25 protein-coding genes are annotated in these 26,999 nt (G+C 68.9%); 11 read left to right on the top strand and 14 right to left on the bottom strand.

Going from position 1 to position 26,999, the window contains the following annotated elements; all coding sequences use genetic code 11:
- Nucleotides 1–66: 66 nt before the first annotated feature.
- The 5 genes from NMI01S_RS19535 to NMI01S_RS19515 all read right to left on the bottom strand — a co-directional run bounded on the left by NMI01S_RS19535 (nucleotide 67) and on the right by NMI01S_RS19515 (nucleotide 4,345).
- The gene (locus NMI01S_RS19535; protein ID WP_062999862.1) at nucleotides 67–729 is read right to left on the bottom strand and encodes an ABC transporter ATP-binding protein; all 663 of its coding nucleotides are present in this window, start codon (nucleotides 727–729) and stop codon (nucleotides 67–69) included.
- 68 nt (nucleotides 730–797) lie between these two features.
- Complete coding sequence (locus tag NMI01S_RS19530) at nucleotides 798–1,922, bottom strand: ABC transporter permease (RefSeq protein WP_062999172.1); 1,125 nt, start codon at nucleotides 1,920–1,922, stop codon at nucleotides 798–800.
- Between the two features lie 180 nt (nucleotides 1,923–2,102).
- Nucleotides 2,103–2,816 carry an MBL fold metallo-hydrolase gene (locus tag NMI01S_RS19525; RefSeq protein ID WP_062999170.1) on the bottom strand — a complete coding sequence of 238 codons (714 nt, stop codon included), beginning with the start codon at nucleotides 2,814–2,816 and terminating at the stop codon, nucleotides 2,103–2,105.
- Nucleotides 2,817–2,920: 104 nt separating this feature from the next.
- Complete coding sequence (locus NMI01S_RS19520; RefSeq protein ID WP_062999167.1) at nucleotides 2,921–3,892, bottom strand: carbohydrate kinase family protein; 972 nt, start codon at nucleotides 3,890–3,892, stop codon at nucleotides 2,921–2,923.
- A gap of 102 nt (nucleotides 3,893–3,994) precedes the next feature.
- Nucleotides 3,995–4,345 (bottom strand): HesB/IscA family protein, encoded by a 351-nt coding sequence (locus NMI01S_RS19515; RefSeq protein WP_062999162.1) that lies wholly within the window; start codon nucleotides 4,343–4,345, stop codon nucleotides 3,995–3,997.
- Nucleotides 4,346–4,658: 313 nt separating this feature from the next.
- Here NMI01S_RS19515 and NMI01S_RS19510 point away from each other — a divergent pair, with 313 nt between their 5' ends.
- From NMI01S_RS19510 to NMI01S_RS19485, 6 genes are all read left to right on the top strand, one after another.
- The gene (locus NMI01S_RS19510; protein ID WP_062999860.1) at nucleotides 4,659–5,327 is read left to right on the top strand and encodes a DUF3043 domain-containing protein; all 669 of its coding nucleotides are present in this window, start codon (nucleotides 4,659–4,661) and stop codon (nucleotides 5,325–5,327) included.
- A 237-nt stretch (nucleotides 5,328–5,564) separates the two neighbouring features.
- Nucleotides 5,565–7,550 carry a nicotinate-nucleotide--dimethylbenzimidazole phosphoribosyltransferase gene (gene cobT / locus NMI01S_RS19505; RefSeq protein WP_084513086.1) on the top strand — a complete coding sequence of 662 codons (1,986 nt, stop codon included), beginning with the start codon at nucleotides 5,565–5,567 and terminating at the stop codon, nucleotides 7,548–7,550.
- 20 nt (nucleotides 7,551–7,570) lie between these two features.
- The gene (locus NMI01S_RS19500; protein WP_439956287.1) at nucleotides 7,571–8,311 is read left to right on the top strand and encodes an adenosylcobinamide-GDP ribazoletransferase; all 741 of its coding nucleotides are present in this window, start codon (nucleotides 7,571–7,573) and stop codon (nucleotides 8,309–8,311) included.
- Nucleotides 8,312–8,626: 315 nt separating this feature from the next.
- A complete protein-coding gene (locus NMI01S_RS19495) occupies nucleotides 8,627–9,868 on the top strand; it encodes an ATP-grasp domain-containing protein (protein ID WP_062999158.1) in 1,242 nt (413 codons plus the stop codon).
- 85 nt (nucleotides 9,869–9,953) lie between these two features.
- On the top strand, nucleotides 9,954–11,909 hold the full coding sequence (locus tag NMI01S_RS19490; RefSeq protein WP_062999156.1) for a hypothetical protein: 1,956 nt from the start codon (nucleotides 9,954–9,956) through the stop codon (nucleotides 11,907–11,909).
- 21 nt (nucleotides 11,910–11,930) lie between these two features.
- Nucleotides 11,931–12,653, top strand: coding sequence for a maleylpyruvate isomerase family mycothiol-dependent enzyme (locus tag NMI01S_RS19485; RefSeq protein WP_062999154.1), 723 nt, complete (start codon nucleotides 11,931–11,933; stop codon nucleotides 12,651–12,653).
- Between the two features lie 142 nt (nucleotides 12,654–12,795).
- Here the strand turns inward: NMI01S_RS19485 and NMI01S_RS19480 are convergent, their stop codons facing one another.
- The 4 genes from NMI01S_RS19480 to asnB all read right to left on the bottom strand — a co-directional run bounded on the left by NMI01S_RS19480 (nucleotide 12,796) and on the right by asnB (nucleotide 17,492).
- Nucleotides 12,796–14,508: a purple acid phosphatase family protein gene (locus tag NMI01S_RS19480; protein ID WP_084513085.1), complete on the bottom strand. Its 1,713-nt coding sequence runs from the start codon at nucleotides 14,506–14,508 to the stop codon at nucleotides 12,796–12,798.
- Between the two features lie 162 nt (nucleotides 14,509–14,670).
- Nucleotides 14,671–14,940, bottom strand: a complete 270-nt coding sequence (locus tag NMI01S_RS19475) for a DUF2277 family protein (protein WP_039777254.1) — start codon at nucleotides 14,938–14,940, stop codon at nucleotides 14,671–14,673.
- A 53-nt stretch (nucleotides 14,941–14,993) separates the two neighbouring features.
- Nucleotides 14,994–15,341: a hypothetical protein gene (locus NMI01S_RS34950; RefSeq protein WP_062999152.1), complete on the bottom strand. Its 348-nt coding sequence runs from the start codon at nucleotides 15,339–15,341 to the stop codon at nucleotides 14,994–14,996.
- Between the two features lie 225 nt (nucleotides 15,342–15,566).
- Nucleotides 15,567–17,492, bottom strand: coding sequence for an asparagine synthase (glutamine-hydrolyzing) (gene asnB, locus NMI01S_RS19465; protein ID WP_062999150.1), 1,926 nt, complete (start codon nucleotides 17,490–17,492; stop codon nucleotides 15,567–15,569).
- A 456-nt stretch (nucleotides 17,493–17,948) separates the two neighbouring features.
- On the opposite strand from asnB, the gene ctaC reads away from it, so the two are divergent.
- Nucleotides 17,949–18,947 carry an aa3-type cytochrome oxidase subunit II gene (ctaC, locus tag NMI01S_RS19460; RefSeq protein WP_084513084.1) on the top strand — a complete coding sequence of 333 codons (999 nt, stop codon included), beginning with the start codon at nucleotides 17,949–17,951 and terminating at the stop codon, nucleotides 18,945–18,947.
- An 18-nt stretch (nucleotides 18,948–18,965) separates the two neighbouring features.
- Entirely contained in the window at nucleotides 18,966–19,382 is a 417-nt protein-coding gene (locus tag NMI01S_RS19455) for a cytochrome c oxidase subunit 4 (protein WP_062966272.1), read from the top strand.
- Nucleotides 19,383–19,516: 134 nt separating this feature from the next.
- On the opposite strand, the gene NMI01S_RS19450 is transcribed toward NMI01S_RS19455, so the two are convergent.
- Genes NMI01S_RS19450 through NMI01S_RS35965 form a run of 4 tightly spaced genes read right to left on the bottom strand, consistent with a single transcriptional unit; the run spans nucleotide 19,517 to nucleotide 21,393 of the window.
- The gene (locus NMI01S_RS19450; protein ID WP_062999146.1) at nucleotides 19,517–20,800 is read right to left on the bottom strand and encodes an FAD-binding oxidoreductase; all 1,284 of its coding nucleotides are present in this window, start codon (nucleotides 20,798–20,800) and stop codon (nucleotides 19,517–19,519) included.
- 28 nt (nucleotides 20,801–20,828) lie between these two features.
- Nucleotides 20,829–21,044, bottom strand: a complete 216-nt coding sequence (locus NMI01S_RS35360; RefSeq protein WP_062999144.1) for a hypothetical protein — start codon at nucleotides 21,042–21,044, stop codon at nucleotides 20,829–20,831.
- Complete coding sequence (locus NMI01S_RS36400) at nucleotides 20,945–21,190, bottom strand: CPBP family intramembrane glutamic endopeptidase (protein WP_369689921.1); 246 nt, start codon at nucleotides 21,188–21,190, stop codon at nucleotides 20,945–20,947. Before NMI01S_RS36400 ends, NMI01S_RS35360 begins: the two co-directional genes overlap by 100 nt.
- A gap of 41 nt (nucleotides 21,191–21,231) precedes the next feature.
- Complete coding sequence (locus tag NMI01S_RS35965) at nucleotides 21,232–21,393, bottom strand: hypothetical protein (RefSeq protein ID WP_245716934.1); 162 nt, start codon at nucleotides 21,391–21,393, stop codon at nucleotides 21,232–21,234.
- A 143-nt stretch (nucleotides 21,394–21,536) separates the two neighbouring features.
- Between NMI01S_RS35965 and NMI01S_RS19440 the strand changes: the two genes are divergently transcribed.
- Complete coding sequence (locus NMI01S_RS19440; protein WP_062999142.1) at nucleotides 21,537–22,304, top strand: SDR family oxidoreductase; 768 nt, start codon at nucleotides 21,537–21,539, stop codon at nucleotides 22,302–22,304.
- Between the two features lie 443 nt (nucleotides 22,305–22,747).
- On the opposite strand, the gene NMI01S_RS19435 is transcribed toward NMI01S_RS19440, so the two are convergent.
- Nucleotides 22,748–23,632, bottom strand: coding sequence for an IclR family transcriptional regulator (locus NMI01S_RS19435; protein ID WP_063920789.1), 885 nt, complete (start codon nucleotides 23,630–23,632; stop codon nucleotides 22,748–22,750).
- Between the two features lie 565 nt (nucleotides 23,633–24,197).
- On the opposite strand from NMI01S_RS19435, the gene cysD reads away from it, so the two are divergent.
- Nucleotides 24,198–25,103 carry a sulfate adenylyltransferase subunit CysD gene (gene cysD, locus NMI01S_RS19430; RefSeq protein ID WP_062999138.1) on the top strand — a complete coding sequence of 302 codons (906 nt, stop codon included), beginning with the start codon at nucleotides 24,198–24,200 and terminating at the stop codon, nucleotides 25,101–25,103.
- Nucleotides 25,103–26,995, top strand: coding sequence for an adenylyl-sulfate kinase (gene cysC, locus NMI01S_RS19425; protein WP_062999136.1), 1,893 nt, complete (start codon nucleotides 25,103–25,105; stop codon nucleotides 26,993–26,995). The genes cysD and cysC overlap by 1 nt, the downstream gene beginning before the upstream one ends.
- Nucleotides 26,996–26,999 lie beyond the last annotated feature (4 nt).

Raw genomic sequence — 26,999 nt, 5'->3', positions numbered from 1 at the left:
TGCGTCCGACCCTCGCGACAGTGCTATCACACCCGGTCGCCGTGGCCGCCGGCGTGTGGCGCGAGTTCAGCGTCCGGGGGTGAGTCGGCCGTCGATCATGTGCAGGACGCGGTCGCAGCGGTCGAGGATGTCGTGGTCGTGGGTGACCATGACGGTGGCGACCGCCGCCGCGCGGGCTTCGCGGGCCAGCAGTTCCACCACCTCAGCGCTGCGGGCGCGGTCCAGGGCGGCGGTGGGCTCGTCGACCAGCAGGACTCGCGGTGAGCCGATGAGTGCGCGGGCGATGCCGACGCGCTGGCGTTCCCCGCCGGACAGTTGCTCCGGTCGTCGATTCGCCTTCTCGCCCATCCCGACCGCGTCGAGCAATTCCCGCGGATCGCGTCGCGCGCCGGTGAGCCGGGCGATCAGTCGCAGTTGATCGGCGGCCGTGAGCGCGGGCAGGAGGTTGCCCGATTGGAAGACGAAACCGATGTGGCGCAGGCGGAATCGGGTGCGGGCCCGGGCGCCGAGGGCGGTGAGATCGGTGCCGCCGATGCGGACTCGTCCCGCGTCGGGCGTGGTGAGCCCGCCCGCCACGGCGAGCAGACTCGATTTGCCCGAACCGGAGGGGCCGATGATCGCGACGAATTCCCCGGGCGTGACCGACAGGTGAATGTCGTCCAGCGCGGTCACCGTATCGGCGCCGTCGCCGAGGGTGAGGGCTACGCCGTCCAGTTCGAGGCCCGTCATCGCGTCGTCGAGGTCGCACCCGCGCGTATTGTTCTGTGCCGCATCGGCTTTGCGTGTGGTGAACAGGCTCATCGGTTGGCTCCCAGGGCCGTGAGGGGATCGATTCGGGTGACGCGCACGATGGCGGCGCCCGCGCCCAGCACGCCGAGCAGCACCAGCAGACCCGCGCCGGTGGCGATGGCCGCGGGGTCGAGGGTGAACGGCATACCGTGAATGAACCGGCTGCCGCCGACGGCGACCAGCACCCCGACGGCGGTCGCCCCGACCAGCACGACCACGGCCTGAGTCAGTCCGTCCGCGAGCAGGAACCGCGTCGGTGCGCCGATCGCCCGCAACACCGCCAGTTCGCCCGCGCGCTGAATGGTCCACACCAGGAAGAACGCACCGACCACCAGCGCCGAGATCGCATAGAGGAACACCTTGATCAGCGACATGGTCGCCATCTCCGCCGAGAAGCCGGGGGAGGCGTCGTAGGAGGCGGTGCGCGTCATGGCGGTCGTATCCGCGGCCGCGTCGCCGGCGGCGAGGTCGAGAGTCGCCCCCGGCCGCGCGCGCAGAGCCACGGCACTGGCTTCCCGGTAGGCCTGCTCCCGCACCTGCTCGCCCGGTTCGACCCCGGCATGGATCTGCTGCCAGGTGTGCAGCGGCACATACGCGACATCGACGTGGCCGAAGGTCTGTTTGCCCGCCGTGACACCGACGATCGTCAGCGTCGTGCCGAGCCGATCGATCACGACGGTGTCGCCGAGTCGCGCACCCTTGTCGAGCGCGGTCGCGCTGACGACGATGCCGTCCGCTCGATCCAGCCGCGCGCCCTGCGCCGGGTCCGGCGCCAAAAACGACTGCGGATCGACGCCGAACAGGGCGAAGTCGACCGCGACCCCACCGCTGGTCTTGGCATTGACCAGCGTATTACCGAAGGGCGCGGCGTCGGCCACACCCGGCTGGGACCGCCACGCCGCGACCTGCGCGGTGTCGATCGTGCTGCGGGTGAATGCCGAGTCGGTCTTGGTGCCGTGCGCGAAGGCGAAGGCGTCGACGGGCAGGGCGCGCAGGCCCGAGACGCCGTCGTCGACCAGCCCGGAAGACAGTCCGGACAGCATCACGGTCAGGATCGAGATGAGCGCGACCACGCCGCCCATCAGGCCGAATCTCACTCGCGCGTACCACAGTTCGCGCAGTGCCAGGAACATGACAACTCCTCACGGCTGCCGCCGAGGACCGGCGGCGGGACAGCACCATCTTCCTGACGGCGCGTCGGTAAGATATCAACGCGGCGTCGGTAAAAATGTGCCGGGGTGGTGAATCTGTGCCGGAAATGCGAAAAGCCCTCTCGCACAAGGCGAAAGGGCTGTGAGGGCGGGTGCGTGTGCTCAGCCGGGCATGAGCATATGCCACTGCTCCAGGGTGGTCGGGCGCATCACGTAGTTGTTCTCGCGCACCGACGAGAGGGCCGCGCTGGGTTCTTCGGAGTACCAGTGGCCGGGGTAGACCACCGGGTCGCCGGACAACTCGGCCAGGTGGCGCAGGCTGCGGAACATGGCGTCGGAATCGCCGCCGGGGAAGTCGGTGCGGCCGCAGCCGTCGACGAACAGCGTGTCACCGGCGACGAGCCGGTCCTCGAACAGGAAGCACTGGCTGCCCGGCGTGTGGCCGGGGGTGTGCAGGAATTCGATCTCGACGCCGCCGACGGCGAGGGTGTCGCCGTGGTCGTGTCCGGTCAACTCGCTCGGGGCGATGCCGGTGACGTTGGCGACCCAGGACAGTTCCTCGCGGTTCACGTGCACCGGAACCTGCACCCGCTCGAGCAGTTCCTTCACTCCGCGCAGGGTGAAACCCATCATCGTGCCGCCGACATGGTCCGGGTGGTGATGGGTTGCCAGCACGCCCGTCAGTCGCAGGCCGTCGGCCTCGGCGATATCGACCAGATCACCCGCCGCGTACGCGGGATCCACCACCACACATTCGCCGGACTCGCGATCGCCGATCAGATACGAGAAATTGCGCATCTGAGTGGCAATCGGATCGCCGACGGCCCAGTCCCGGCCCGCCAGCAGCTGACGAAAATATAAACGATCGGATCCCATACGCACACCCTATTGTTCGCCGGCGAACTCCGCGCATCCGGACGCAATGTTGTGAATCGTCACGGCCGCGGGCCGCCGAACGGCGCGGTTCGTCGGGTGCGGCGTCAGCTCAGCAGCGCGCCGAGTTCGTCCGCCGCCTCCGGGCCGTACGCGCCGCGCAACCGCCGCAGCGCCTCGTCGCGGTCGAGTGACCACTCCTGGGTGCCCACGGTCTCCAGGACCAGCACCGCGGTCAGCGAACCCAGCTGAGCCGAGCGCTGCAGGCTGAGCCCGGCGATGTGCCCGGTGAGGAAGCCGGCCCGGAACGCGTCGCCGACACCGGTCGGGTCGACCTGCGAAAGTTCCGGCACCACTTCGACATTCACCTCGACACCGTCGCCGTCGACGATCAGCGCGCCCTTGGCGCCGAGGGTGGTGACGCGAATGCCGACCCGGCGGCCGATCTCCTCGGGCGACAGGCCGGTCTTCTGCAGCAGCAGGCCCCACTCGTACTCGTTGGTGAAAAGGTATGTGGCGCCGTCGATCAGGGCGAGCGCCTGCTCGCCGTCGAGGCGAGCCAGCTGCTGGGAGGGGTCCGCGGCGAACGGGATGCCGAGCTTGCGGCACTCCTCGGTGTGGCGCAGCATCGCGTCGGGATCGTTGGCGCCCACCAAAACCAGATCCAGCGAACGGTTTTCGGCCACCTCGGCGATCGAGATGTCGCGGGCCTCGCTCATCGCACCCGGATAGAACGACGCGATCTGAGCCATCGTCTCGTCGGTCGTGCAGACGAAGCGGGCGGTGTGCGCGGTCTCGGAGATCCGCACCGCCGAACAGTCGACGCCGTGGCGCTCGAGCCAGTCGCGGTACTCACCGAAATCGGCGCCGACCGCGCCGAGCAGCAGCGGGTTACCGTTCAGCAGACCCATCGCATACGCGATGTTGCCGCCGACACCGCCTCGGCGAATCACCAGATCGTCGACCAGGAAACTCAACGACACGTGCTGCAACTGATCGGCAAGCAGGACGTCGGAGAATTTCCCCGGAAAACGCATCAAATGGTCGGTCGCGATGGAAGCGGACACAGCGATCGTCACGAAGCCCGGTCCTTGTCTGTCGAGGGCGGAATCAGCCTTACCGTACCGTGTGCACGACACGGCGCGGAACCTCCGCAGAGATTCCGCGCCGGGAGCAGATCGTCAGTTGAAGCTGTCGCCGCAGGCGCAGGAGCCGGTGGCGTTCGGGTTGTCGATCGTGAAGCCCTGCTTCTCGATGGTGTCGACGAAGTCGATCGACGCACCCTGGACGTAGGGGGCGCTCATCCGGTCGACGGCGAGCTTGACCCCGCCGAACTCGGCGGTCAGGTCACCGTCGAGGGAGCGATCGTCGAAGAACAGCTGGTACCGCAGACCCGCGCAACCGCCCGGCTGCACCGCGATGCGCAGCGCCAGATCGTCGCGGCCCTCCTGGTCCAGCAGCGCCTTAGCCTTGGACGCGGCGGCGTCGGTCAGGATCACACCGTGGGTGGTGGTCTCGTTCTGCACAGTCATGAAGTCTCCTCGCAGACCCTCGTTACCCGTGAACGTTGTTTCCGTGAACAGCGCACGGCTCGGTAGCTGTCAACGCCACGTCGCGGGTGGCTATTCCAATCTTGCCACTGCGCGCCCCGGTACGGGCCCGTCGGCCCCGGAATTGCCGGGTTGACGGCGGTCGGACGTGCGAATCGCCACACCCGTGAGGCGTGTCGCGGGTGCAGACCGCCCGGTCGGAGCCGGTTTGCCGGTATGGGCGCTATGACCGATCACACAGGCTCCGCGGAGACCGTATTTCCAGGCCGGTATGCCATCCAATAGCCTGGTCGGCGTGAAGTTCCTGCGCCGTGGCGATGCCAGCACCACCGACGACCACGTCGACGACACGTCGGCCGCGACCGACGACGACACGGCCACGGCAGCGCAGCGGCCCGCACCGACCGCCGGCAAGGGCCGGCCGACGCCCAGACGTCGCGACGTCCAGGGCAGACGTCGCGGGCCGGTTGCGCCCGCGCCGCTGACCGCCAAGGAGGCCCGCGCCCGGCGCAAGGCCACCCGCGGCAACCGCGAGGAGCGCAAGGTCGCTTCGGCCGAACGCCGCGCCGCGGCCGCCGATCGCCGCGCCCGGATGCTCGCCGGTGAGGACAAATATCTGCTGCCGCGCGACCGCGGCCCGGTCCGCGCCTACGTCCGCGATCTGGTCGACGCCCGGCGCAACCTGGTCGGCCTGTTCATGCCGCTGGCGCTGGTGCTGATCCTGACCATGTTCCTCACGCCGCAGGTGCAGGCCTACGTCACCCTCGCGATGATCGTGATGATGCTGTTCATGGTCGCCGAGGGCTTCGTGATCGGCCGCCTCATCAACAAGCGGGTGAGCGAGCGCTATCCCGACGACACCACCTCGAGTTGGTCGCTGGGCTGGTACGCCTTCGTCCGCGCTTCCCAGATCCGCCGTATGCGCGCCCCGAAGCCGCGGGTTTCGCCCGGCGACGCGGTCTGAGCCGGGGATCCTTCGGTCGGCACGATCGATCCCTCGCCGGCAGCCGCACGTCCGGGTCGACGGCGCGGTCGACGGGCGAGGCGGATGCCGGGCTCCTCCGGTCGGGTGACGCCGCGAGGCCGTTGAATCGCGGCGGTGGGCGGGCGGAACCCGGCCGTCGCGGCGGCCGGGGGCACAGAGAGGCAGGGCCTCGGGTGGGCGGGGGCTCGGGTCCGGGCCGATTGGTACCGTGCTGACGTGGTGAACGATGCTGCGGGCGGCCGAGGGCTGCGGACGCTGGTGCTCGGTGGGGCGCGCTCGGGAAAATCCGCCTATGCCGAGGAGGTGGCCGGCCGCAGCGGACCGGTGCGCTACGTGGCGACCGCGGTTCCCGATCCCGCCGACGCGGACTTCGCCGATCGTATTGCCGCCCATCGCGTCCGGCGCCCCGGCACCTGGCAGGTGGTGGAGGGCGATCCGATCACCGTGCTCGGTGATGCGGCGCCGGTGACGCTGATCGACGACCTCGGCACCTGGCTGACCGCCCGCATCGACGCGCGCGCGGCCTGGGAATCGCCGCGCGGAACCGTCGGCCCCGATATCGACGCACTGGTCGCGGCGGTGACCGGATACGCGGACCGCTTGCTGATCGTGAGCCCGGAGGTCGGACTGGGCGTGATTGCGGCGACCGCGTCGGGGCGACTGTTCCAGGACGAGATCGGGACGCTGAATCAGCGGCTCGCGGCGGTGTGCGACGAGGTCGTGCTCGTGGTCGCCGGCGTGCCGGTCGTGCTGAAGGGTGCGGCGGGCGCAGCCCTCGGCAGCGGAACCGCGACGGCCTCCGCGGCGGCCGCGGCCGCCGGGCTGGGAGGTGTTGCGGCGGAGCGTGTTCCGGCCTCGGGAAGCGCTGATCCCGCGGGGAGTGAGCGCCCTGTCCACGGTTCCGGATTCGCCGACTCCGCTGCGGCGGAAAAAGCCCTGTCTGCCGGTCACGATACGGGCAGCGCCGCTGTGGCGACCGGAACGAATGACGCGGGTGCGGGGGCGCGGGCGGGCTCGGGCGCTGCGGACGAGGAGGCCACGGCGGGCCGCGAGTTCGCCGGCGCGGGAGCTACTGCCGCCGAATCGACGGCGGGCTCGACTCCGCGGGGCCTTGCCGAATTCGACGGCACCACACCGGCATTCGGCCCGGTCGCCGCTCCCGACGCCCGGGTGCGGGGTGAGGCCGAGCAGCGGCAGTTGCAGTTGACCAAACCGGCGGGGGCGCTGGGCCGGCTGGAGACACTGGGGAATTGGGTGGCGGCATGCCAGGGGGAGTGCCCGCCGCATCAGTTCCGGCGCGCCCGGGTCGTGGTGTTCGCCGGAGACCACGGTGTGGCGCGATACGGGGTGTCGGCGTATCCGAGTGAGGTGACCGCGCAGATGGTCGCCAACTTCCTGGCCGGTGGGGCGGCGGTGAACGCGCTGGCACGGCTGGCCGAAGCGACCGTGCGCGTGGTCGACATCGCGGTGGACGCCGACACCGATCCCTCGGTTTCCACGCACAAGATTCGCCGCTCCAGCGGAGCCATCGACCGCGAGGACGCCCTCACCGAAGCCGAGCTGTACGCCGCGCTGGCCGCGGGCCGCGCGATCGCCGACGAAGAGATCGACAGCGGAGCCGACCTGCTGATCGCCGGCGATATGGGCATCGGAAACACCACGCCGGCAACGGTTCTCATCGCCACCCTCACCGATACCGAACCGGTGGTGGCGATCGGCCGCGGCACCGGCGTCGACGATGCCGGATGGATGCGCAAGGCCTCCGCGATTCGCGACGCCATGTGGCGCGCGCGGCCGCACCGCCAGGACCCGTTCGCGCTGCTGCGGATCGCCGGTGGCGCGGATTTCGCCGCGACCGCGGGCTATCTCGCTCAGGCCGCCGCCCGGCGCACGCCGGTGATTCTCGACGGCGTGGTGGTCACCGCCGCCGCGCTCATCGCCGAGATGCTCGCCCCCGGTGCGAAGCGCTGGTGGGTGGCCGGGCATCGGTCCACCGAGCCGGCGCACCCGCTCGCCCTTGCCAAGCTCGACCTGGAACCGCTGGTCGAGCTGAACATGCGGCTCGGTGAAGGCTCCGGGGCGGTGAGCGCGCTGCCGCTGCTGCGCGCGGCGATCGCCGCACTGTCGGAGATGTCGACCTTCGGTGAGGCCGGGGTCAGCACCGCCGAATCCGATTCGCCCGCACCGGAAGTCGTGTCCTGAGCGAGGCGCGTGGTGCGATGATCGCCGCTGCCCGTCTGGCGGTCTCGTGGTTGACGGTGCTGCCGGTGCGCGGGCCCGAGACGGTCGGCCGGAAGTCGGCGGCCGGAGCGATTGCGATGGCGCCCCTGGTCGGGCTCGTACTCGGTGCGGGCGCGGCCGGGTTGCTGTGGGTTTCGGTCTGGGCAGGAATGGGTTTCGCGCTCGCCGGTCTGATCACCGTCGGCGCGCTGGGGGTGGCCACTCGCGGCATGCATCTGGATGGGCTGGCCGACACCGCGGACGGGCTCGGCAGTTACGGGCCGCCGGAACGGGCCCGGCAGATCATGAAGAGCGGCGGGGCCGGGCCCTTCGGGGTGGCGGCGTTGATCTTCGCCATCGGGATTCAGGCGCTGTCGTTCGCCGCCTTGGCCGAGCACGGGCGCTGGTTCGCGGTGGGTCTGGCGGTGGCCGTCGGACGGGTCGCGGTCGTCCTCGCTTGCCGTGGGTATGCGCCTGCTCCCGGCGCCGGTTTCGGTGCGTTGGTGGCGCGCACACAGTCGGTGGTGACCTCGGCGGTCTGGACTCTCGTCGCGATCGTGGCCGGCGTTGTCGCCGCGCCCGCGTATTGGCTCGGGCCGGTCGCGGTCGCCGGGGCGCTGGCCGCTGTGGCGGTGCTGGTGTGGCACTGTGTGCGGCGTTTCGGCGGGCTGAACGGTGATGTGCTCGGTGCCGCCGTGGAAGTGACGGTCGCGGTCACCGCCGCGGTGCTGTCATTGTCCTGACGCGCCGCCGAGTTCTCGATCGACGTGCGGTCTTCTCCGCACCGGAGGACGATGACCAGCGAAAACGGTTGTGCGTCAATATCGCAACCGCATTGCCTCTGTTTGGGAATGAGGCACCGGGGTATCCGTGGGCAATGACGGTGATAGAGCGGATCGCCGTTGTTGCCGCCCGCCGACGATGCCGAGCGCACGCGCGGCGATGCCGGAGCCCGCCGAATTCGCAGCCCCGGTGTCGAGCGCAGGACCACCGCGCGACAAGACGACCTCGCAATCGACGAACGTGCACCGAGGTCGAAGAGGGGAGCAGGTTTGTCGATGTCATCCCGTGAATCGAAGAGCAGGAACCCGGACAAAGGCTATGTCGCCCTGCTGGGTTGGAGTCTGAACGCGGTCGAAGCGGTGGACCGATTCGATCGGCGCTATGTCGTGGTGGCTCCGGAGTGGGCAGAGGAGTACTGCACCGAACACGACATCCCCTATCTTTGCTGGAATTTCGAACGACTCAACGACTGGTCCGTGGAAATCGCGGAAACCCTGAAGGAGATGGGCGTCGACGTCGCCATCCCGATCTTCGAGGAGACCGTGGAATGGGCGGGCGCGATCAATTCGGTGCTGTTGGACAATCCGCGGCTGCTCGGCCAGGCCATGCTGCTGCGCGACAAATCGCTGATGAAACGGCGTGCGCAGCTGGGCGGTATCCGAGTGGGCATCTTCGAGGAGGCGCACGAGCGTGACGACGTCATCCGGTTCCTCAAGCGCGTCAACCAGACCCTGCTGAAACTCGACGGCGATCCGAACGATCCGATCCACATCAAGGCATTCGACAAGGCCGGCTGCCTCGGGCACCGCGTGATCCGCACCCCCGACGAGATCGACGCGATCCCCGACGACGAGTTCCCGGTGCTGATGGAATCCCATTTGGACGGTTGGGAATTCGCGGTCGAGGCGTGGATCCACGACGGCAAGATCCGATTCCTCAACATCTCCGAATATGTGCGGCTCGGCTACTCCGTCTTCGTCCCCGCCACGCCGGAACTGGAGAAGTATCGTCCGGAGATCACCCGCCAGGTGGAAAAGCTGATCAAAACCTTCGATATCGAATTCGGGTTCGTGCACCCGGAATACTTCGTCACCAGCGACGGCGAGATGTATTTCGGCGAGGTCGCCTATCGCCCGCCCGGTTTCAAGGTATTCGAATTGCTGGAGCGCGCATACGGTTTCAACGCCTATCACGCGCTGGTACTCGCCTTCGATCCGAAGACCACCGAGGAGGAGATCGAGGCGTTCTTCCCCCGCGAGGTGGTGGATGCGAAAGGGCACGCCGGTTCGTTCGGCGTCTATCCGCGACGGCGAGTGGTCAGCCGGTTGTCGATCCCGGAGGAGACGGAGGATCACGAATATTTCGAAACCCACGAACTCACCGCCCCGCTGGCGGAAAAGGTCACCAAGCGAACCGCATTCGGCAATCACTGGGGTCTGCTGTACTTCTTCGGCGAAGACCCGTACGCTCTGCGGGACCTGCTGAAGCGACAGGAAGAACTCGACTTCTACGTATGACTCCTTCTCGCAGGAATGGATCACGGGAGGATCCTGATTGAGTCCACTCGGCAGCGACGACGACACTCTGGACAGACGTCTCGCCATGCTGGACGACGCCACCCGAATTCTCGGCGCCACCAGCGATTTCGGTAAGCAGGTCAAGCTGTCCAGGGTGCTGGGGGCACTGCGGCGGGTGCTGCTGCTGCCCGGCGGCTGCGCGGCGGTGCGGGCGCGGGCGAGCGGGCTCGAGGCGGCCGGGCTGTTCCTCGGCACCGACTGGGCGCATCCGGAGATCCTGATTCCCGCGTTGAGCGTGGGTTCGCTGCGCAGCGCCAACGCCGACACGATGGTGCTGGAGACGGTGAGCGATCTGCGGTTGCTGGCGGTGGCCAAGGGTGATTACCCGCATCCGTCGGTGAGTGCGGAACAGGCGCTGGGGCATCTGTCTCAGGTGCTGGCGGTCAATCTGAGCTTGCTGTTCACTCCGCCGAGCGAGGCCGAACGCGAACAGCAGGGGCGGATGGCGCGGGTCTCGCGGGAGCTACTGCATCACCTGGTGGAGGAAATCGGCTACGAGAAGGTGCTCGAGCATCTGGTCGACGAGATCTGGCGGATTCTGCGCCAGCGTCCCATCCAGGTCGAGCAGGTGAAGCGGATGATCACGCAGATCGCCGTCGCCCGCAGCAATCCCGATATCGATCTCGGCGCCACCGGGCTGGGCGCGGACCGGCTGATCAGCAGCCTCTACGGCACCACCGACGCATGCCGGGAGGATCCGGGCGTGGAGGTCTACCGCACACGCCTGGAAAGTATGGACGACAGCGCATTGCAGTACGAGGCAACGGGTTTCGCGCGCTCGATGCACGACACCGGGCTGGCGTCGCCGTATCACGCGGTGCTGCTGCGGTTCCTGCTGACCAAAGGGGAATATCTGCTCGGTGAGGCGCTGGGATTGTCGAGCACCGGGCGCGACAGCCTGCTGTGCTACCACGAACTCGTGCGCAACCTGATCGAGGAGGCCGTGCACGTCGAGACCGCGCAGGGCATCTACGGTCTCGCGCTGCTGCTGGAGCGGGGGATTCTGTATCAACCGCCGGTCGCGCCCGCGCTGTGGCGGCAACTCGCGCTGCCGGTGTCGCAGCGCTCCCGGGAACGGCTGCACGAGGTGTTCGGGCCGGTGCCGGACGCGCGGGCGCGGCTGCTGTCCGGGATGCTGTCGATCCTGGGCCTGCCGCTGGGCGTGGGGCAGGGTGACAATCCGACCTGCCAGTCGGCGCGCGCCCTGTCGATGTGGGCCTACAACGATCCCGACTACCTGTTGCAGACCGTGGCGTGGGCGGCACGCGACGACGAGATCGTCATGCATTTCGAGGGCCAGCCGATTTCCTCGCTGGAGGCCGGGGCCGGGGTCGCGACCACCCTGCCGATGGATCTGGACCCGGTATCGCTGCTGGTCGTGCCCCATCTCGACCGCATCTACGCGGAGATGGGGCGGCGCTGCGCCGGCCGCGAGGGCGATCCGCATCGGTGGATCAACCCCGAATTCCACGGCTGGTGGTCCGGGCGCGGGTTCCGCATCAACGTCGATGTGGAGACCGGGCGGCTGATCGACGTCGATGAATTCCTGCGGCACTTCTACGCCAGCTACCACCCGTTCTACAACGGCAATCAGCCGCTGATCCACCCGCAGCCGGCCGGCATCGCGGTCACCGACAGCGCCGCCCGCTTCGTCGGCTGGCACGCGATCACCGTCCTGCGCGTCAGCCTCGATCCGCAGGACACCATGCGGGTCTACTTCTACAACCCGAACAACGACAGCGGCCAGGACTGGGGCGACGGCGTGGTCGTCGGCACCGCCGGGCACGGCGAACGGTTCGGTGAGGGATCGCTGCCGTTCGAACAGTTCGCGTCGCGGCTCTACATCTTCCATTTCGATCCGCTCGAACGCGGCGAACCGGCCGCGGTGGACCGCGCGGAACTGGATCGGGTCGTCGGCTACATCCACCGCAGCTGGGGTGCGGACCGGCTACCGGAGATCGTGAGCGATGCGCCGTCGTGACGCGGCGGATAGGTTGCGGGCATGGACGATTCACGGTGGCGGGCGGCACTCGTGGCCGAGGGCGAGGCGATCGCCGCGATACCCCGGGACGCGTACGGGGCGCCGGTGGCGGCCTGCCCCGGATGGGATGTGGCGCGCCTGATCTCCCACGTGGGCCGGGTGCATCGGTGGGCGGCGGGATTCCTGCGCGGCGACGACGCGCCGGTGCCACGCCCCGACGGCGGGGACCTGTCGCAGTGGTATCGCGAGAGCCGCGATCTGCTGCTGCGGCAACTGGACGGGATGGATCTCGACGCCGAGGTCGACACCTTCGTCGGCCGGCGGACCGTGCGGTTCTGGCTGCGGCGCCAAGCACACGAGACGACGATGCACCGGTGGGATGCGCAGGACGCCGTGCGGCCCGGCGCGGCGGCGCCGATCGACGCCGAGTTCGCGGGTGACGGCGTCGACGAATGGCTGCACGTCTTCGTCCCGCGCTTCCTCGCCCGAGCGGAGGTGCCCGGCGAACTTGCCGGAGCTGCAACGCAATTCACCTGCACCGACCTCGACCGCCTGCCATGGACGCTGCGCCTGACCCATCCGGAGCCGACGATCGACCACGGCGCGGCGGCGGCCGATACGGTTCTGTCCGGCAGGGCGGCGGACCTGCTTCTCACCGTGTGGCATCGGCTGCCGGCCACGCCACCCGAGGCCACCGACGCCGAGCTGGCACGCCGGATGCTGGATCTGATCCACGTCACGTAGCAGTCGGGCGGTGGAGTCGTTCGCGCTGTGTCGACGGTGTGACAGATGCGGGCGGGGATGTGCGGACAGGACGGGGTGGCCGGGGCCGGTGGATGCGGGCGAGCCGTTCACTCTGTACGGAGGCCGACGACCGCGGCCGAGGTCAGTGGTCGGAACGCGGCCGGGTGAGGATGAAGCTGTCCACCGGCGTCAACGTGTCGGTGACGGCGTAGTAGGTGGCGGTTATGGTGGTGTGGCCGCCGGGGGCGCCGGGATCGACGTCGAAAGCGCAGAAGCCGTAGGGATGGTCGGGGTCCTTGAAGGCCGACCACGGCGCCTGCTCCATCACGTAGATCGGCGCCTTCTTACCCGTGGCGGGGTCGACGGCGCCGACACCGGTGATCACCCGGCACTGCTGTCCGGGGAAGAACAGCCCATTCGAGGGGACGGAGGTGCCGCCGCCGCCGATCACGAGATGCACTGTGCCCCGCGAGGTGTCGATGATCTCGGGCGCGGTCGCGGTGGCAGGCGTGACCGCCGCCGGGACCGGTTTCGGTGTGAGGGTGTCGCTGCCGAGGACCCCGCGGACGGGATGGGAACGCTCGTAGTGGTGTTCGTGGCCGCACAGCACCAGATCGACCTCGTAGCGGTCGAACAGCGGTAGCCATTCCCGGCGGATCCCCAGATCGGCGCCGTTGGCCTTGTCGGCCGAGGAGATCGCGGTCTGGTGCATGAACACGACGATCCAGTCGATGGCGCGGTCTGCGCGGGCGGCGGCCAATTCCTTGTCCAGCCAGCGCTTCTGAGCGCCGCCGGAGTAGCCGTGCACGTAGGAGTTGCCGCCGTCCTGCAGGCAGATGTCGTCGTTTGCCACCGCGATCACCCGGACCGCGCCGACCGTGAAGGCGTACCAGAGCCCGCGCGCGAGATCCTCGGCCCCGCTGTCGGGCACGGTGAAATACGTCTGGAACGCCTCGTAGCCGATCGGGCCGTTGCCGCGTTCGTTCTCGTGATTACCCGGTGCCGGCATCCACGGACGGTGGCGAGCGGACCGGGAATTGTTGGCCCACCAGTCGTTCCAGGTGCGGATCCGGTCGGTGGCGAGATTGGCGTAGCACAGATCGCCGTTGACGAGATTGAACAGCGGGGCCAGATGTTCGATCCCCGCGGTGACATCACCGGCGACGGGGGAGCCGAGGTTGTCGTTGACGTAGCGGCCGTTGTCCAGCTTGCCGAGCGTCGGAGTGCCCTGATCGCCGAAACTGGTGAAGCGGAACGCGGCCCGTCCCGCGGGCGCGGTGCGGTAGGTACCCAATTCCGGTGTGGCGCCGTCGTGTCCGGCGGCGTAGATGTAGTCGGTATCCGGGGTGAGCCCGGTCAGTACCGCGTGATGGGCGTATACCTCGGTGCCCGAGGCGGCGTCCCGGTAGACCCGGGTCTGCGCGGGCGCGGTCGCGCCGAACCCGGTTGTGGCCGTGCCGAATCGCACCACCGGATTGCGCACCGACGCCGAACTCTGCCAGCTCACCACGGCCTCGCGCGCGGCGTCGGCACCGAACTGCAGGTGCAAGCCCGTCACCGGCGGTGCGGCCACCCGGGCCGGACCTGTCGCCAATTCCGGTGACAGCGGCCAGAATCGCCCGCCGCCGCCTCCCGTAGCTCCGTCGCTGTGCAACGCCGCCGTCGTCCCGGCTCCCACCGCGAGTCCGGCCACGGCCGCCGCACCCGAGGCGCCGAACAGCCACCGCCGGCTCACGCCCCGCGGCCCGGCGGCCGCGGCCGGGCCGGTCGCTTCGCCGTCGTGCGCCCCGGTTCCCCCGATTCCGCCGTCATCCGCTCGATCGGAAACCGGCCCCGCAGTGTCCCGCTCGTCCATACCCCCAGCCAACCGTGCCCGGGTTCAGAAAACCCCACGCCACGGCGAACACCGGGTGAATCACGAGCCGGGACGACGGCTCACCATGACACCGCTGTGCCGTGCCGTACCTCACCCTGTCGACGGTCCGGGTGGTGGCGGCAGGTCAGGTCCGTTCCGGGCTCAGGCGCGGGCGGCGATGCGCGCTTGCACCTCCGGCCGCCGCAGCGGCGGAACCGACTTCGGTGGCACCTTGCGATCGGGCAGCGCCGCCAGCAGGCGGGTGGTGGCCGCGGCGATCTCGGCGACGGCCTCGTCGACCGCGGGGCGGGTGGCCGCGGAGATGCTACTCAGACCACCCACCTTGCGGACGTACTGCAGCGCGGCCGCCTCGATCTCCTCCGCTGTCGCTTCCGGTTCGAGCCCGCGCAGGGCGGTGATATTTCGGCACATAGCTACGAGGGTAGGCCGCGTGCCGATCGCGATCGAGCCGCTGTGATATCGGGTCAGGAGGCGCTGCCGGTCGAGAACGGCGAGTAGCCGTACCCGTAGCCGTAGCCACCCGACCACGGGCTGTTCCAGCCCGGATAGAAGCCGCCGTAGCCGCCGCGCGGCAGGCCCCACCCCGGCATTCCCCAGCCGCCGTGATGACCCCAGCCGTGGTGCCCCCAGCCGTGGACGAACTGGAGATCCGTTCCGGAGGCCGGTACCTCCTGGGACTGGGCCGGGGCCGCCGCCGGTTCGGCGAGAGCGGGGGCGGCGGCCGCCACGATCGGTGCGGCCGCGATGGCGACCGTGATCACGGTGCGTGACATGCGGGTGCGGAGCTTCGAGGGCAGTTCGTTTCGAACCATCGGAATTCCTTCGGTACGTGTCTCGGGCGTATCCGTCCGCGGCCCGATCGGGCCGCTCGACTTGACGTCATTTAATGTACCGCTGTTTAACGGTACGTTCAAGAGCGTCGAAACGATGACGTGACTACGAGTGGTATGCGATGGGATCGCCGCAAACGGAACGGGCGCCGCACCGCCGGCCGTGATCGGCCGCGGTACGACGCCCGCGTCGCTGATGCCCGCCGGCTAGAGCCGCACGGGGTAGGTGGGCTCCTGGATATCGGGCTTGATGCGGTCCTCGACGAAGATGCCGTGCCAGATCATGAACACCAGCAGCGTCCACAGGCGACGGCTGTGGTCGCCGTTGCCGGCGCGGTGCGCCTCGAGCATGGCCTTGATCGCGGACTTGTCCAGCAGATGGTCGGTCTGCGATTCCGCGATCTGGGTGGCGGCCCAGTCGTAGAGTTCCGGTCCGCGCAGCCAGTGCCGCAGCGGTACCGGGAAGCCCAGTTTCGGCCGGTGCAGCACATGCGGCGGAACGATCGTCTCGAGCGCGCGGCGCAGCGCGTACTTGGTGGTCTCCTTGGTGATCTTCTGCTGATACGGGATCTGCTCGGCGACCGCGAACACCTCGGGGTCCAGGAACGGCACCCGCAACTCCAGCGAATTGGCCATGGTCATCTTGTCGGCCTTGACCAGGATGTCGCCGCGCAACCAGGTGAACAGGTCCAGATGCTGCATGCGCGCCACCGGATCCCAGCCGCGCGAGCGCGCGTAGATCGGTGCCGTCACATCCTGATGGGTCCACTCCGGGCGGAATTCGCGCAGCACCGAACGCAACTGGGCATCGTTGAAGCTGCGGGCATTGCCGTAGTAGCGCTGCTCGAGCGGCAATGAACCGCGGTGCAGCAGGCTCTTGCCGCGCGTCCCGTCCGGAATCCGGTCCGAGAGTTTGCCCGCCAGCCGCCGCACGCCCTTCGGCAGATACTCGAAAGGCTTGAGCGACAACGGCTCCCGATAGATCGTATAGCCGCCGAACAGTTCGTCGGAACCCTCGCCGGAGAGCACCACCTTGACGTGCTTGCGCGCCTCCTGGGCCACGAAATACAGCGGCACCAGCGCCGGATCGGCCACCGGATCGTCCAGATACCAGACGATCTCGGGGATCGCGCCCGCGAACTCCTCGGGGCTGACGGTGCGGATGAAATGCTTCGCGCCGATCGCCTCCGCGGTCTCGGCCGCCACATCGGCCTCCGAATACCCCTCCCGCTCGAACGCCGAGGTGAAGGTGAGCAGATTCGGGTTGTGCCGGATCGCCAGCGCCGCGATGGCGGTGGAGTCGATGCCGCCGGACAGGAAGGCGCCGACGGTGACATCCGCGCGCATGTGCTTGGCGACCGAATCCTCGAGCACCGCCGCGATCTCGCGGTAGCGGGCCTCCTCCGAGCCCGCCGCGAACGGGCGCACCCGGAAGTTCGGCTCGAAGTAACGGGTGACTTCCGGCGCGGCGCCGGGGCGCAGGGTGGCGTAGCAGCCGGATTCGAGGCGGCGGATGGACGCGTGCAGCGATTCCGGCTCCGGCACGTATTGCAGCACCGTGTAGTGCTCGAGGGCGCGCGGATCCAGTGCGTCCGAGAGATTCAGCGCGGGCAGCAGTTCCAGCAGGCTCTTCTTCTCGCTGGCGTAGGCGGTGCCGCCTGGGCCGGTGGCCAGGAACAGCGGCTTGATGCCGAACGGGTCGCGGGCCAGCACCAGCTCCTGGGTTTCGGTGTCCCAGATGGCGAAGGCGAACATGCCGCGCAGCTTGGAGAATGCCGCGGTGCCCCAGTGGTGATAGGCCGCGACGATCGCCTCACCGTCGCCCTCGGTGGCGAACCGTGCCCCGAACTCCTCGCTCAGCTGCGCGCGCAACTCCAGGTAGTTGTAGATCTCACCGTTGAACGCCAGCGCGTAACGCTCCGTATTCTCCGGCGGACCCCAGCGCAGCGGCTGATGCGAATGCTCGATGTCGATGATCGACAGGCGGTTGAAGCCCAGGATGATGTGTTCGTCGTGCCAGGTGCCGCGCTCGTCCGGGCCGCGATGGCGCCCGCACTGCAAGGCGTCGTACACCTGCTGTACGACGGAGTCGGTGGCCACATCGGCGGTCAGAAATCCCAGCAGTCCACACACTGCGTCGAGAACCTCGTTTCCGGATCGGGTACGCGGAGAACATTCGAAACCAGTCCCCGAGTATGCCGCACCGGGGGCCTGCTCGTCGCCTTGCTGGGCGGCGGTCGCGCCCGCCTGGGATTTCGCGCCCGCGCGCGCGAGCGGCCCGACGGTACCGCCGGGGATCGCCCCCGGTGGCCGGTGTGTCGAAAGCGACCCGGGGACAACGCGGGAGGCGGTTTGGTCTACGCTGCGTAGTACTCGGGAACTCTCGTGGTCGGCCGTGCGTTCGGCGCGGCTCGCGGAAGTCTCCCGAACGTGCTGAAAACGCGCCGCCCGGCATCCGGGTGGCGCCGTGTCGGATGGACGACCAGGAAGGCGTTGAGCGTGGCGCACAAGGCGAGCGAAGCGATAGGGGCACGACCCGCCCGGGTACGGCGGGGCCGCATCCTTCGGCGGGCCGGGCTGGCGGTGTCCATGGGGATCACCGTGATGCTCGTCTCGGGCTGCTCGATCGACAATCCCGTGCTTCGGTTCGGCTGGCCCTCGGGTGTGACCCCGCAGGGGACGCGGATGCGGGAACTGTGGACGTGGTCGGTCGTCGCCGCCCTGGCGATGGGTGTGCTGGTCTGGGGCCTGACCTTCTGGACCGTGGCCTTCCACCGCAAGAAGAAGGACTCCCCGGAGTTCCCGCGGCAGACCGGCTACAACGTGCCGCTGGAGCTGACCTACACCGCGATTCCGTTCGTGATCATCGCGGTGCTGTTCTACTTCACCGTGGTCGTGCAGAACTACGTGCACGAGAAGACCTCGAACCCGGACGTGGTCGTCGACGTCACCGCGTTCCAGTGGAACTGGAAGTTCGGCTACCAGAAGGTCGTCGGCCAGAACGGCCAGGCCTACGACGGGGTCGACCAGACCCGTCAGGCGCTGAACGAGCAGATTCAGAGCGAGTACAAGGAGCGCACCGCCGACGGCCACCCGCAGCCGGGACCGGTGCACGGCCTGCCCGCCAACGACATCTCCTACCTGCACTACGACAAGGTCGAGACCGTCGGCTCGTCCAACGAGATCCCGGTGCTGGTGCTGCCGACCAACAAGGTCGTGGAATTCCAGCTGGCCTCCGCCGACGTCATCCACTCCTTCTGGGTGCCGGAGTTCCTGTTCAAGCGCGACGTGATGCCGAACCCGAAGGAAAACCACTCCGACAACACCTTCCAGATCACCAAGATCGAGCACGAGGGCGCCTTCGTCGGCCGCTGCGCGGAGATGTGCGGTACTTTCCACTCGATGATGAACTTCGAAGTGCGGGCCGTGACGCCGGACAAGTTCGACAAGTACATCGCCGCCCGCGAAGCGGGTAAGACCAATGCCGAGGCGCTGTCGAGCATCGGCGAGTCGCCGGTCGCGACGACCACGCATCCGTTCGACACCCGTCGCACCGCGCGTGAAGCCAGCCAGGCCGAGAGCAAGTGAGAAGGGTACTGAACTGACATGAAGGTCGAAGCACGCATCTTCGAGCTGCTCACGGTGTTCTTCATCATCGTGGCGGTCGTCTACGGATTCTTCACCGGCCAGTCCCGCACCGGCGTCGAGTGGGCGGGTACCACCGCCATCGTGCTGACCGCCGGACTGACGCTGATCGTCGGCACCTACTTCCGCTTCGTCGCGCGCCGCCTCGATCTGCGCCCCGAGGACTACGAAGAGGCCGAAATCGTCGACGGCGCCGGCGACCTGGGCTTCTTCTCGCCCGGCAGCTTCTGGCCCATCCTGCTGGCCGGTTCCGCCTCGGTCACCGCGCTCGGCTTCGCGTTCTTCCAGTACTGGCTGATCGGCCTGGGCGTGCTCTGCGTCCTGGCCTCGGTCGCGGGCCTGGTGTTCGAGTACCACGTGGGACCCGAAAAGCACTGAGCACCTGACGGCAGTCTCGAGCGCCCCGGCTTCGGCCGGGGCGCTTCGTCGTTCCGGGGGCTGTTTTCGGGTTATCGCCGGAAAAGCCGAACGCCCCGACATGTCTGCCGGGGCGTTCGGTCTACGCAGCGAGGTCAGTCCGGGGTGTGGTAGCGGCGGGCGCGTTCGGAGCGGCAGATGTCGTCGATGCCGGAGGTGATGTCACGCATCAGTTCCGGGGCGCCGGAGCGGCCGGAGTAGGTGCCGGTGGGGCGCAGGCGGCAGGTGAAGGTGATGAAGCCGTGGTCCTCGCCCGCGGTTTCGTGCAGATCCGGGGAGCGCACGCCGTAGGTCATGGCGGAGATGACCGTGATGGCGCCGCTGCGTTCGCGATGGTCGGCGAACAGGTCGTGCAGCCGGTGGAAGACGGTGCTGTAGCTGCTCATGGGCGCGAAGACCGCCACCCGGTAGGCGGGGCCGCGCTCGGAGGAGCTGATCACCGTGTCGGCGAGATATTCGGCGTCGCGCAGCGTCAGCACCTTCGGCGCGAACATCAGCGCACCGGCGGCGGCGTTGCGCACCGGCATACCGGCGCGTCCACCCGCGGCGGAGGCGATGGCGCCCAACGACTTTCGCGCCCGAGTGCCCAGTTCGCGGCGGGCCCGCAGCGAGGGGGTGGCGGTGGTGGGATGCAGACTCGACCACTGGCCGAAGCGGACCGTGCCGAGCTGGATGTTCCCGGTGCCGACCGGGCGCGACACCCGCAGCGGCGCGGTGTCCACCCAGCGGCCGACCTGCAACAGAGCGTCGCCGGGGCGGGTGATCTCGGCGTGCGAATGTTCGACGAAGGTGTCGAAGTCGAGGAATCGGTGCGCGTCGGAGGTGAGCCAGGTGTGGTCCTTGTCGACCTCGATGGCTTGCAGGGTCAGCGCCGTGATGATGCCGGTGCGCCCGGCTCCGCCGAGGATGCGCCGGAATCGGTCGGCGTGGTGGGTGCGCCCGCAGGTGCCGAATCTGCCCTCGGGGTCCACGTATTCGAGGGCGACCACGTTGTCGCTGAACATGCCGTAGCGGTGTGAGGCCGCGCTGAGCCCGCCGACGGCCGCGAAACCGCCGGCGGTGATCTCGCGGTGGTCGCCGACGATCGGCAGCCCGAGGCCGTGCGCGGCCAGGGTGCGATCGATATCGGACAGGCGTGCGCCGGCCTGCACCCGTACCAGTCGCGCGTCGGCGTCGACCGCCTGCACCCGGTTCATCCGCCGCAGCGACATCACGATGCGACGGTCGGGCGGGGCCGGTTCGTCGTCGAGGTGCTCGCTGCTGTGTTCGCCGCCGCGCACGGTCAGCGGTTGCGGTCGTGAATCTCGCACTGTGCGAACGACATCCGCGGTGTCGCGGGGCAGGTATTCCTCCGGAAGAGCAGCGAGCGTGGTACTCATGGCCTCAAAGCTAACCACAGTAGCGGCGCTACGTCTGCACCGAAGTGTGCGGTGCAGGTGCGGGGGTTTGCGCGATCGGCGCGAAGGCGAACAACGCGGTCGCGACGGCCGCCCACACGATCCAGCCCGGGATGCCGGAACCGCTCAGCAGCGTGTGCGACTCGTCCCGTGAGGCGCTCGACTGCTCCGCGGCGAAGACCATCGCGCCGGCGTCCAGGAGGCGTGTGCGACGGCGGCCGGCCACACGCTCTGCGACCGCAGGCGAAGCCGGCCGAGGAACGCGCCGAAGCAGATGCAGAATGGGATGTAGGCCACGGCGGACCAGGCGCCGATATCGGTGAAGCCGTAGCCGAGCAGGGTGAGCGGAGCATGCCACAGCGCCCAGATCACGCCCGTCGCGACCAGCGCTACCGCGATTCCGTGGCGCGAGATCAGCCGGGGCAGTAGCCACCGCGCCAGCCGATCTCCTCGCCGAGAGCGTTCGGCACCGTGGCGACGACGGCCGTGGTGAGGCATTCGAGCAGTATCGCGACCAGCATGCTGGTGTCGAGAGCCCGCGCGACCAGAACGGCCACCGTCGGCGCGAACATCATGAGGGCCGCGCCGTCGTGCAACCACGGAACCGATTCCAGCCCCTTCCCGTCGCTCCAGGGATGGTGCCGGTCGGTGGTGATTCGGATGTGACATCGGCTGTCGGGTGCTTGCCCGGACCGCGGGGGCGGGGTTGGGTGGAGGCATGAGCACAGTGCTGGTGACCGGTGGAACGGGCGCGCTCGGGCGGCACGTCGTGGATCGGCTGCGGGAACGCGGGCACGACGTGCGGGTGCTCTCGCGACGCCCGGGTGCGGGAACGCACGTGGGGGATCTGACGACGGGGGCCGGGGTGCGCGACGCTGCCGAGGGCGCGGAGTCGATCGTGCACGCGGCCTCGGATTTCCGGCGGTTCGGTAAACCGGATATCGAGCAGACGCGGAATCTGCTCGCGGTCGCCGGGGGAGCGCGGCACCTGATCTACGTGTCGATCGTCGGCATCGACCGCATCCCCTTCGGCTATTACCGCAACAAACTCGCCTGCGAGCAATTGATCGCCGACAGCGGTGTGCCGCACACGATTCAGCGCGCGACCCAGTTCCACGACCTGATCGCCGCGGTCCTGTCCGGTGTGCAGAAGCTCCCGATCGCCCCGCTGCCCTTGGATTTTCGCTTCCAGCCGGTCGCCACCGACGATGTGGCCACCCGCCTGGCCGACCTGGTCGAAGGGGAACCCCGTAGCCGTGCAGCAGATTTCGGCGGACCGCAGGTAGCCACGCTGGGCGAGCTGGTGACGACGTGGCAGCAGCATTACGGGCGCCCTCGGCGGACGGTGCCGCTCCGGCTCCCCGGCAAGATCGCGCGGGCCTTCCGTGCCGGCGACAACACCTGTCCCGACCACGCCGACGGCGCCCGCACCTGGGCCGACTACGTCGCGGCGAACCCGAGCCCCAGCTACCGGCTGCGTGGTTGATCCGCCGGGGACAAGCGCTCGAGCAGGCCGGTCAGCCCGGCTGCGGATATGAGCGGTCGAGCCGGTCTCGAGGCCGTGGGTCACCTCGTGCCACGGCCCGAGCCGATGCCACACCGACGCCCGGCTGTGTAGTTCGCCGGTCACCCCGTACGCCTTCGGTGGGCTGGTCGCGTCGCCGGCCGTGTGCGCGGTGGCGGCCGACGTGCCCGCGATGGCGGTAGCCGTTGCGGGCGTATCGGGTTCGGACCCGCAGCCGGACATGGCCACGGTCAGTGCGGATACGGCGATCGAAATCCGCAGGGGGAGAACGGCACGGCGGGGGTGCGAACGGCGTGGGAGGTGTGTGGTCGGCACATCCCGACCGTAGTTGCTGCCGCGTCGCCGCGCGTGGAACCGGTGGGCGGTGGGGTTATTTCTGTGCTCGGGCACGTCAAGCACGGCGATCAGGTGCCGGTGGTGGTTCGGCTGATCTTTGCTGCGGTGGCGGTGATCGCTGCGCCGAGGTCGGTGAGGTGCTGGGCGGACAGGCGGGTGTCGGGGCAGGCGACTACGGCGGCGATGACGCGGTCGCCGGCGAAGATGGGGGCGGCTACGGTGACCACGGCGTTCTCGGCGCCGAGTTCGTCGGGGAGGTAGTCGATGGTGATCAGGTCGCTGATCATGCTGCCGAGGCGGTTGCGAAGGGGGTCGGTGACCGGTGAATTGCGCAGAGCGGCAAGAGCTTCGAGTACGGGCGCCGATTCGTCGGCGAGGCGTTCGACCGAGTAGCCACGGGCGCGGACGGCGCCGAGTACCGCGAGCAGGCGTTCGCGATGGGCGGGGTCGGCGTGGTCGATCCATGTGGTGCGTTCGGAAGCTGGTGCCCAGGCGATGAATTCGCGCGCGACCGGCGGTGCGAGGGGCAGGCGGCGGCCCTGCCGGATCCACGGCACCGAAGGGGTCCCGGCGACCTCGGTGATGATGATCGACCCGTCGTCGCGTTCGGCCAGGAAGACCGGAAAGCCCTGTTCGGCAACGAATTCCCGCAGAAGATCGGCGGCCAGGCGGCGCAGCGGGAACGCCGCCTCCGCACGGCGTGCGACGGCGAGCAGTCCCATTCCCAGGCCGTAGTTGCCGTCGAGATCGCGCACGGTCCAGCCGTCGGCCGTGAGCTGGGTCAGCACCGCATGGGCCGTCGCCCGCGAGAGTCCGGTCTCGCGCACGATCCGCGCCAGGGACAAGTGCTCGGCGGGCCGCCGCGACAGCAGTTCGATCACTCGCACCACCCGATGCGTGGGTGGTGATCCCGCGGAGGCGGCGGGAGTAGCGATGTCGGTGCCTTCTGACATGGCGCCTTTCCTGGTCGGCAGGTTGATCCACGCGGGCGCCGATCGCGCCGCCCCCGACGGTGACGGGTCACACCGCCGTTCACCGTACCGGTCGCCGCGGGCGTGGTCCTTCGAGTGCGGCGGCCTGGATTGGTGCCTGCGCCGGTGCGGACTTCCACGCCCCGGGTGCCGCACAGCCGCGGTCTCGGTCCCGGGTGTGCCGGGCGGTGGCTGCGTTCGGTGCGCACAGGCGGCTCACCGCGCCGGTCGTTGCTGTGCGGTCCGCCCGGAGAGGTGGGCTCGGTGGCCGGCTCGGAGCGCGCTGAATGTCGGCGTGCGCCGTGCCGCAATCGCAGTTCCGCTCCCGAAGCGGGTCGATGCAGCGACTTCGCACCGGTATGGCGGCCAGGTGCGGCTGTGAAACCCGCGCTGGGTCGGCAGCCCCTTGACCGACGCACCGGCGTCCGCTTATCGTCGGTGTCACAATATCGAACAATAGCGTCGAATATTCGACACCGCAACCCGGAAGTGGTCGAGATTTCGGAGCCGGGGAAGCGGTGCGAGCGATGCGGACAAGGCGAATGTGATGCGGACGGGATACGAGCTGTCGCATCTGTCGGCCCTCGAGGCCGAATCGGTGCACATCTTCCGGGAGGTGGCGGCCACCTTCGAACGACCGGTGCTGCTGTTCTCCGGTGGCAAGGACTCGGCGGTGATGCTGGAGTTGGCGCGTAAGGCGTTCTGGCCGGCGGCGCTGCCGTTCGCGCTGCTGCACGTCGACACCGGGCACAATTTCGACGAGGTGATCGACTTCCGCGATCGCACGGCGGCCAGGCTCGGTGCGCGGCTGCTGGTGGCGCGGGTGCAGGATGATATCGACGCCGGGCGGGTGACCGAACGCCCGGGGGAGAGCCGGAATCGGTTGCAGACCACCACATTGCTGCGCGCGATCGCCGAACACCGCTTCGATGCCGTGTTCGGCGGCGCGCGGCGCGACGAGGAGAAGGCACGCGCCAAGGAGCGGGTGTTCAGTTTCCGCGACGAATTCGGCGCCTGGGAGCCGCGGGCGCAGCGCCCGGAGGTGTGGAACCTCTACAACGGCAAACACCGTGCGGGCCAGCATATCCGCGTGTTCCCGCTGTCGAACTGGACCGAACTCGACATCTGGGAGTACATCGACCGCGAGGCGGTGGAACTGCCGCCGCTGTACTACGCGCACCGCCGCCCGGTCTTCCGGCGGGACGGAATGTTGCTGGCCGCCAATCCTTTCCTGACCCCGGGCGCGGACGAGCCGGTGTTCGAGACGACGGTCCGGTTCCGCACCGTCGGCGACGCCACCTGCACCGGATGTATCGAGAGCGAGGCCGGCAATCCGGCGGCGGTGATCGCCGAGACCGCGATCACCCGGCTCACCGAACGCGGCGCCACCCGCGCCGACGACCGCATCTCCGAATCCGGGATGGAAGACCGCAAGCGGGAGGGCTACTTCTGATGAGCCGCAATCTGTTACGTCTCGCGACGGCGGGCAGCGTCGACGACGGCAAGTCCACCCTCATCGGCCGTCTGCTCTACGACTCCAAGAGCCTGTTCTCCGATCAGCTGGCTGCCATCGAACGGGCCAGCGCCCAACGCGGCGATGCCGCGACCGATCTGGCGCTGGTGACCGACGGCCTGCGCGCCGAACGGGAACAGGGCATCACCATCGACGTGGCCTACCGCTACTTCACCACGCCGCGCCGCAAGTTCATCATCGCCGACACCCCGGGCCACGTGCAGTACACGCGCAATATGGTGACCGGCGCCTCCACGGCCGATCTGGCGTTGATCCTGGTGGACGCGCGCAAGGGCGTGGTCGAGCAGACCCGCCGGCATGCGTTCCTGGCCTCGCTGCTCGGGGTGCCGCACCTGGTGGTGTGCGTGAACAAGATGGATCTGGTGGACTGGTCGGCCGCGCGGTTCGAGGAGATCCGCGAGGAATTCGCCGATTTCGCGGCGAAGCTGACCGTCGGCGACCTGAGTTTCGTGCCGGTCTCGGCGCTGCACGGCGACAACGTGGTCACCGCTTCCGCCCATACGCCGTGGTTTGCGGGCCCGCCGCTGCTGAGCCACCTCGAACAGGTGCATATCGCCTCGGACCGCAATCTGATCGATGCGCGGCTGCCGGTGCAGTACGTGATCCGCCCGCACGCCACCGACGCCGGCGCCGGTGGGGCCGGCCATCGCACCTATGCCGGAACCATCGCGGGCGGCATCTTCAAACCCGGCGACGAGGTGGTCGTCCTTCCGTCCGGGCGCTCGTCGCGGGTCGCGCGGATCTGGGGGCCGGGCGGGGTGAAGGTGGACGAGGGGTTCACCGGGATGGCGGTCTCGGTGGAACTCGACGACGAGGTCGACGTCGGGCGCGGAGATATGCTGGCCCGTCCCGGAAACCGGCCGCATATCGCCGGCGAGGTCGACGCCATGGTGTGCTGGTTCTCCGAGACCACCGAACTGCGCCCCGGGGCGCGCTACTCGATCCGCACCGCCGCCCAGACCACCCGCGTCCAGGTCCATGAACTCGACTACCGGCTCGACGTCAACACCCTGCACCGCGTCACCGACGCGGAAGCCTTGGCGCTCAACGACATCGGTCGTCTCACCCTGCGCAGCCAGCGTCCGCTGATGGTCGACAGCTACCGCGACAATCGCCGCACCGGCAGCTTCATCCTCGTCGACGAGGACACCGACCAGACCGTGGCCGCCGGGATGATCCTGGCCCGCGACACCGGACCGGAGTCCGTGCCTGACGCCTCGGCCGCACCCGCGGTGGTGCGTGCGGACGTCGTCTGGCACAGCTCGTCGGTGGGGCGCGGCGAGCGTCCGCACGCCGGTGCGACGGTGTGGCTGACCGGTCTGTCCGGCTCCGGAAAGTCCACGATCGCCGTGGAATTGGAGCGCCAGCTGGTGGCCGCCGGCCGCCCGGCCTATCGGCTCGACGGCGACAATCTGCGGCACGGGCTCAATGCCGACCTCGGTTTCACCGACGAGGACCGGCGCGAGAACATCCGCCGGGTGGCCCAGGTCGCCTCGCTGTTCGCCGACGCCGGTCTGATCGCCATCGTCTCGGTGATCAGCCCGTTCGCCGACCAGCGCGAACAGGCGCGCGGTGTGCACGCCGCGAGCGGCCTGGACTTCCACGAAATCTTCGTCGACACCCCGCTGGAGGTGTGTGAGCGCCGGGATCCGAAGGGCTTGTACGCCAAGGCTCGCGCGGGCCGGCTGCCGGAGTTCACCGGTATCGACTCACCCTACGAACGTCCCGAACACGCCGAGCTCGTGATCACCCCCGATCACGGCTCACCCGCCGAAATCGCCGCGCTGATCCGCCGCGAACTGAGACTGTGAACCG

The sequence above is a fragment of the Nocardia mikamii NBRC 108933 genome (assembly GCF_001613505.1).
GTDB classification, from domain to species: Bacteria; Actinomycetota; Actinomycetes; order Mycobacteriales; family Mycobacteriaceae; genus Nocardia; species Nocardia mikamii.
This window is presented reverse-complemented; position numbering and strand designations above follow the sequence as displayed.

Coding starts and splice junctions, on each gene's coding strand:
- NMI01S_RS19475 (WP_039777254.1), bottom strand. CDS start 14,940: ATGTGCCGAAATATCACCGCCCTGCGCGGGCTCGAACCGGAAGCGACA.
- NMI01S_RS34950 (WP_062999152.1), bottom strand. CDS start 15,341: ATGGTTCGAAACGAACTGCCCTCGAAGCTCCGCACCCGCATGTCACGC.
- cysD (WP_062999138.1), top strand. CDS start 24,198: ATGCGGACGGGATACGAGCTGTCGCATCTGTCGGCCCTCGAGGCCGAA.
- ctaC (WP_084513084.1), top strand. CDS start 17,949: ATGGGGATCACCGTGATGCTCGTCTCGGGCTGCTCGATCGACAATCCC.
- NMI01S_RS19525 (WP_062999170.1), bottom strand. CDS start 2,816: ATGGGATCCGATCGTTTATATTTTCGTCAGCTGCTGGCGGGCCGGGAC.
- NMI01S_RS19485 (WP_062999154.1), top strand. CDS start 11,931: ATGGACGATTCACGGTGGCGGGCGGCACTCGTGGCCGAGGGCGAGGCG.
- NMI01S_RS19515 (WP_062999162.1), bottom strand. CDS start 4,345: ATGACTGTGCAGAACGAGACCACCACCCACGGTGTGATCCTGACCGAC.
- NMI01S_RS19535 (WP_062999862.1), bottom strand. CDS start 729: ATGACGGGCCTCGAACTGGACGGCGTAGCCCTCACCCTCGGCGACGGC.
- NMI01S_RS19490 (WP_062999156.1), top strand. CDS start 9,954: ATGCTGGACGACGCCACCCGAATTCTCGGCGCCACCAGCGATTTCGGT.
- NMI01S_RS19435 (WP_063920789.1), bottom strand. CDS start 23,632: ATGTCAGAAGGCACCGACATCGCTACTCCCGCCGCCTCCGCGGGATCA.
- NMI01S_RS35965 (WP_245716934.1), bottom strand. CDS start 21,393: ATGATGTTCGCGCCGACGGTGGCCGTTCTGGTCGCGCGGGCTCTCGAC.
- NMI01S_RS19440 (WP_062999142.1), top strand. CDS start 21,537: ATGAGCACAGTGCTGGTGACCGGTGGAACGGGCGCGCTCGGGCGGCAC.
- NMI01S_RS19455 (WP_062966272.1), top strand. CDS start 18,966: ATGAAGGTCGAAGCACGCATCTTCGAGCTGCTCACGGTGTTCTTCATC.
- NMI01S_RS19495 (WP_062999158.1), top strand. CDS start 8,627: ATGTCATCCCGTGAATCGAAGAGCAGGAACCCGGACAAAGGCTATGTC.
- NMI01S_RS19480 (WP_084513085.1), bottom strand. CDS start 14,508: ATGGACGAGCGGGACACTGCGGGGCCGGTTTCCGATCGAGCGGATGAC.
- cysC (WP_062999136.1), top strand. CDS start 25,103: ATGAGCCGCAATCTGTTACGTCTCGCGACGGCGGGCAGCGTCGACGAC.
- NMI01S_RS19450 (WP_062999146.1), bottom strand. CDS start 20,800: ATGAGTACCACGCTCGCTGCTCTTCCGGAGGAATACCTGCCCCGCGAC.
- NMI01S_RS19530 (WP_062999172.1), bottom strand. CDS start 1,922: ATGTTCCTGGCACTGCGCGAACTGTGGTACGCGCGAGTGAGATTCGGC.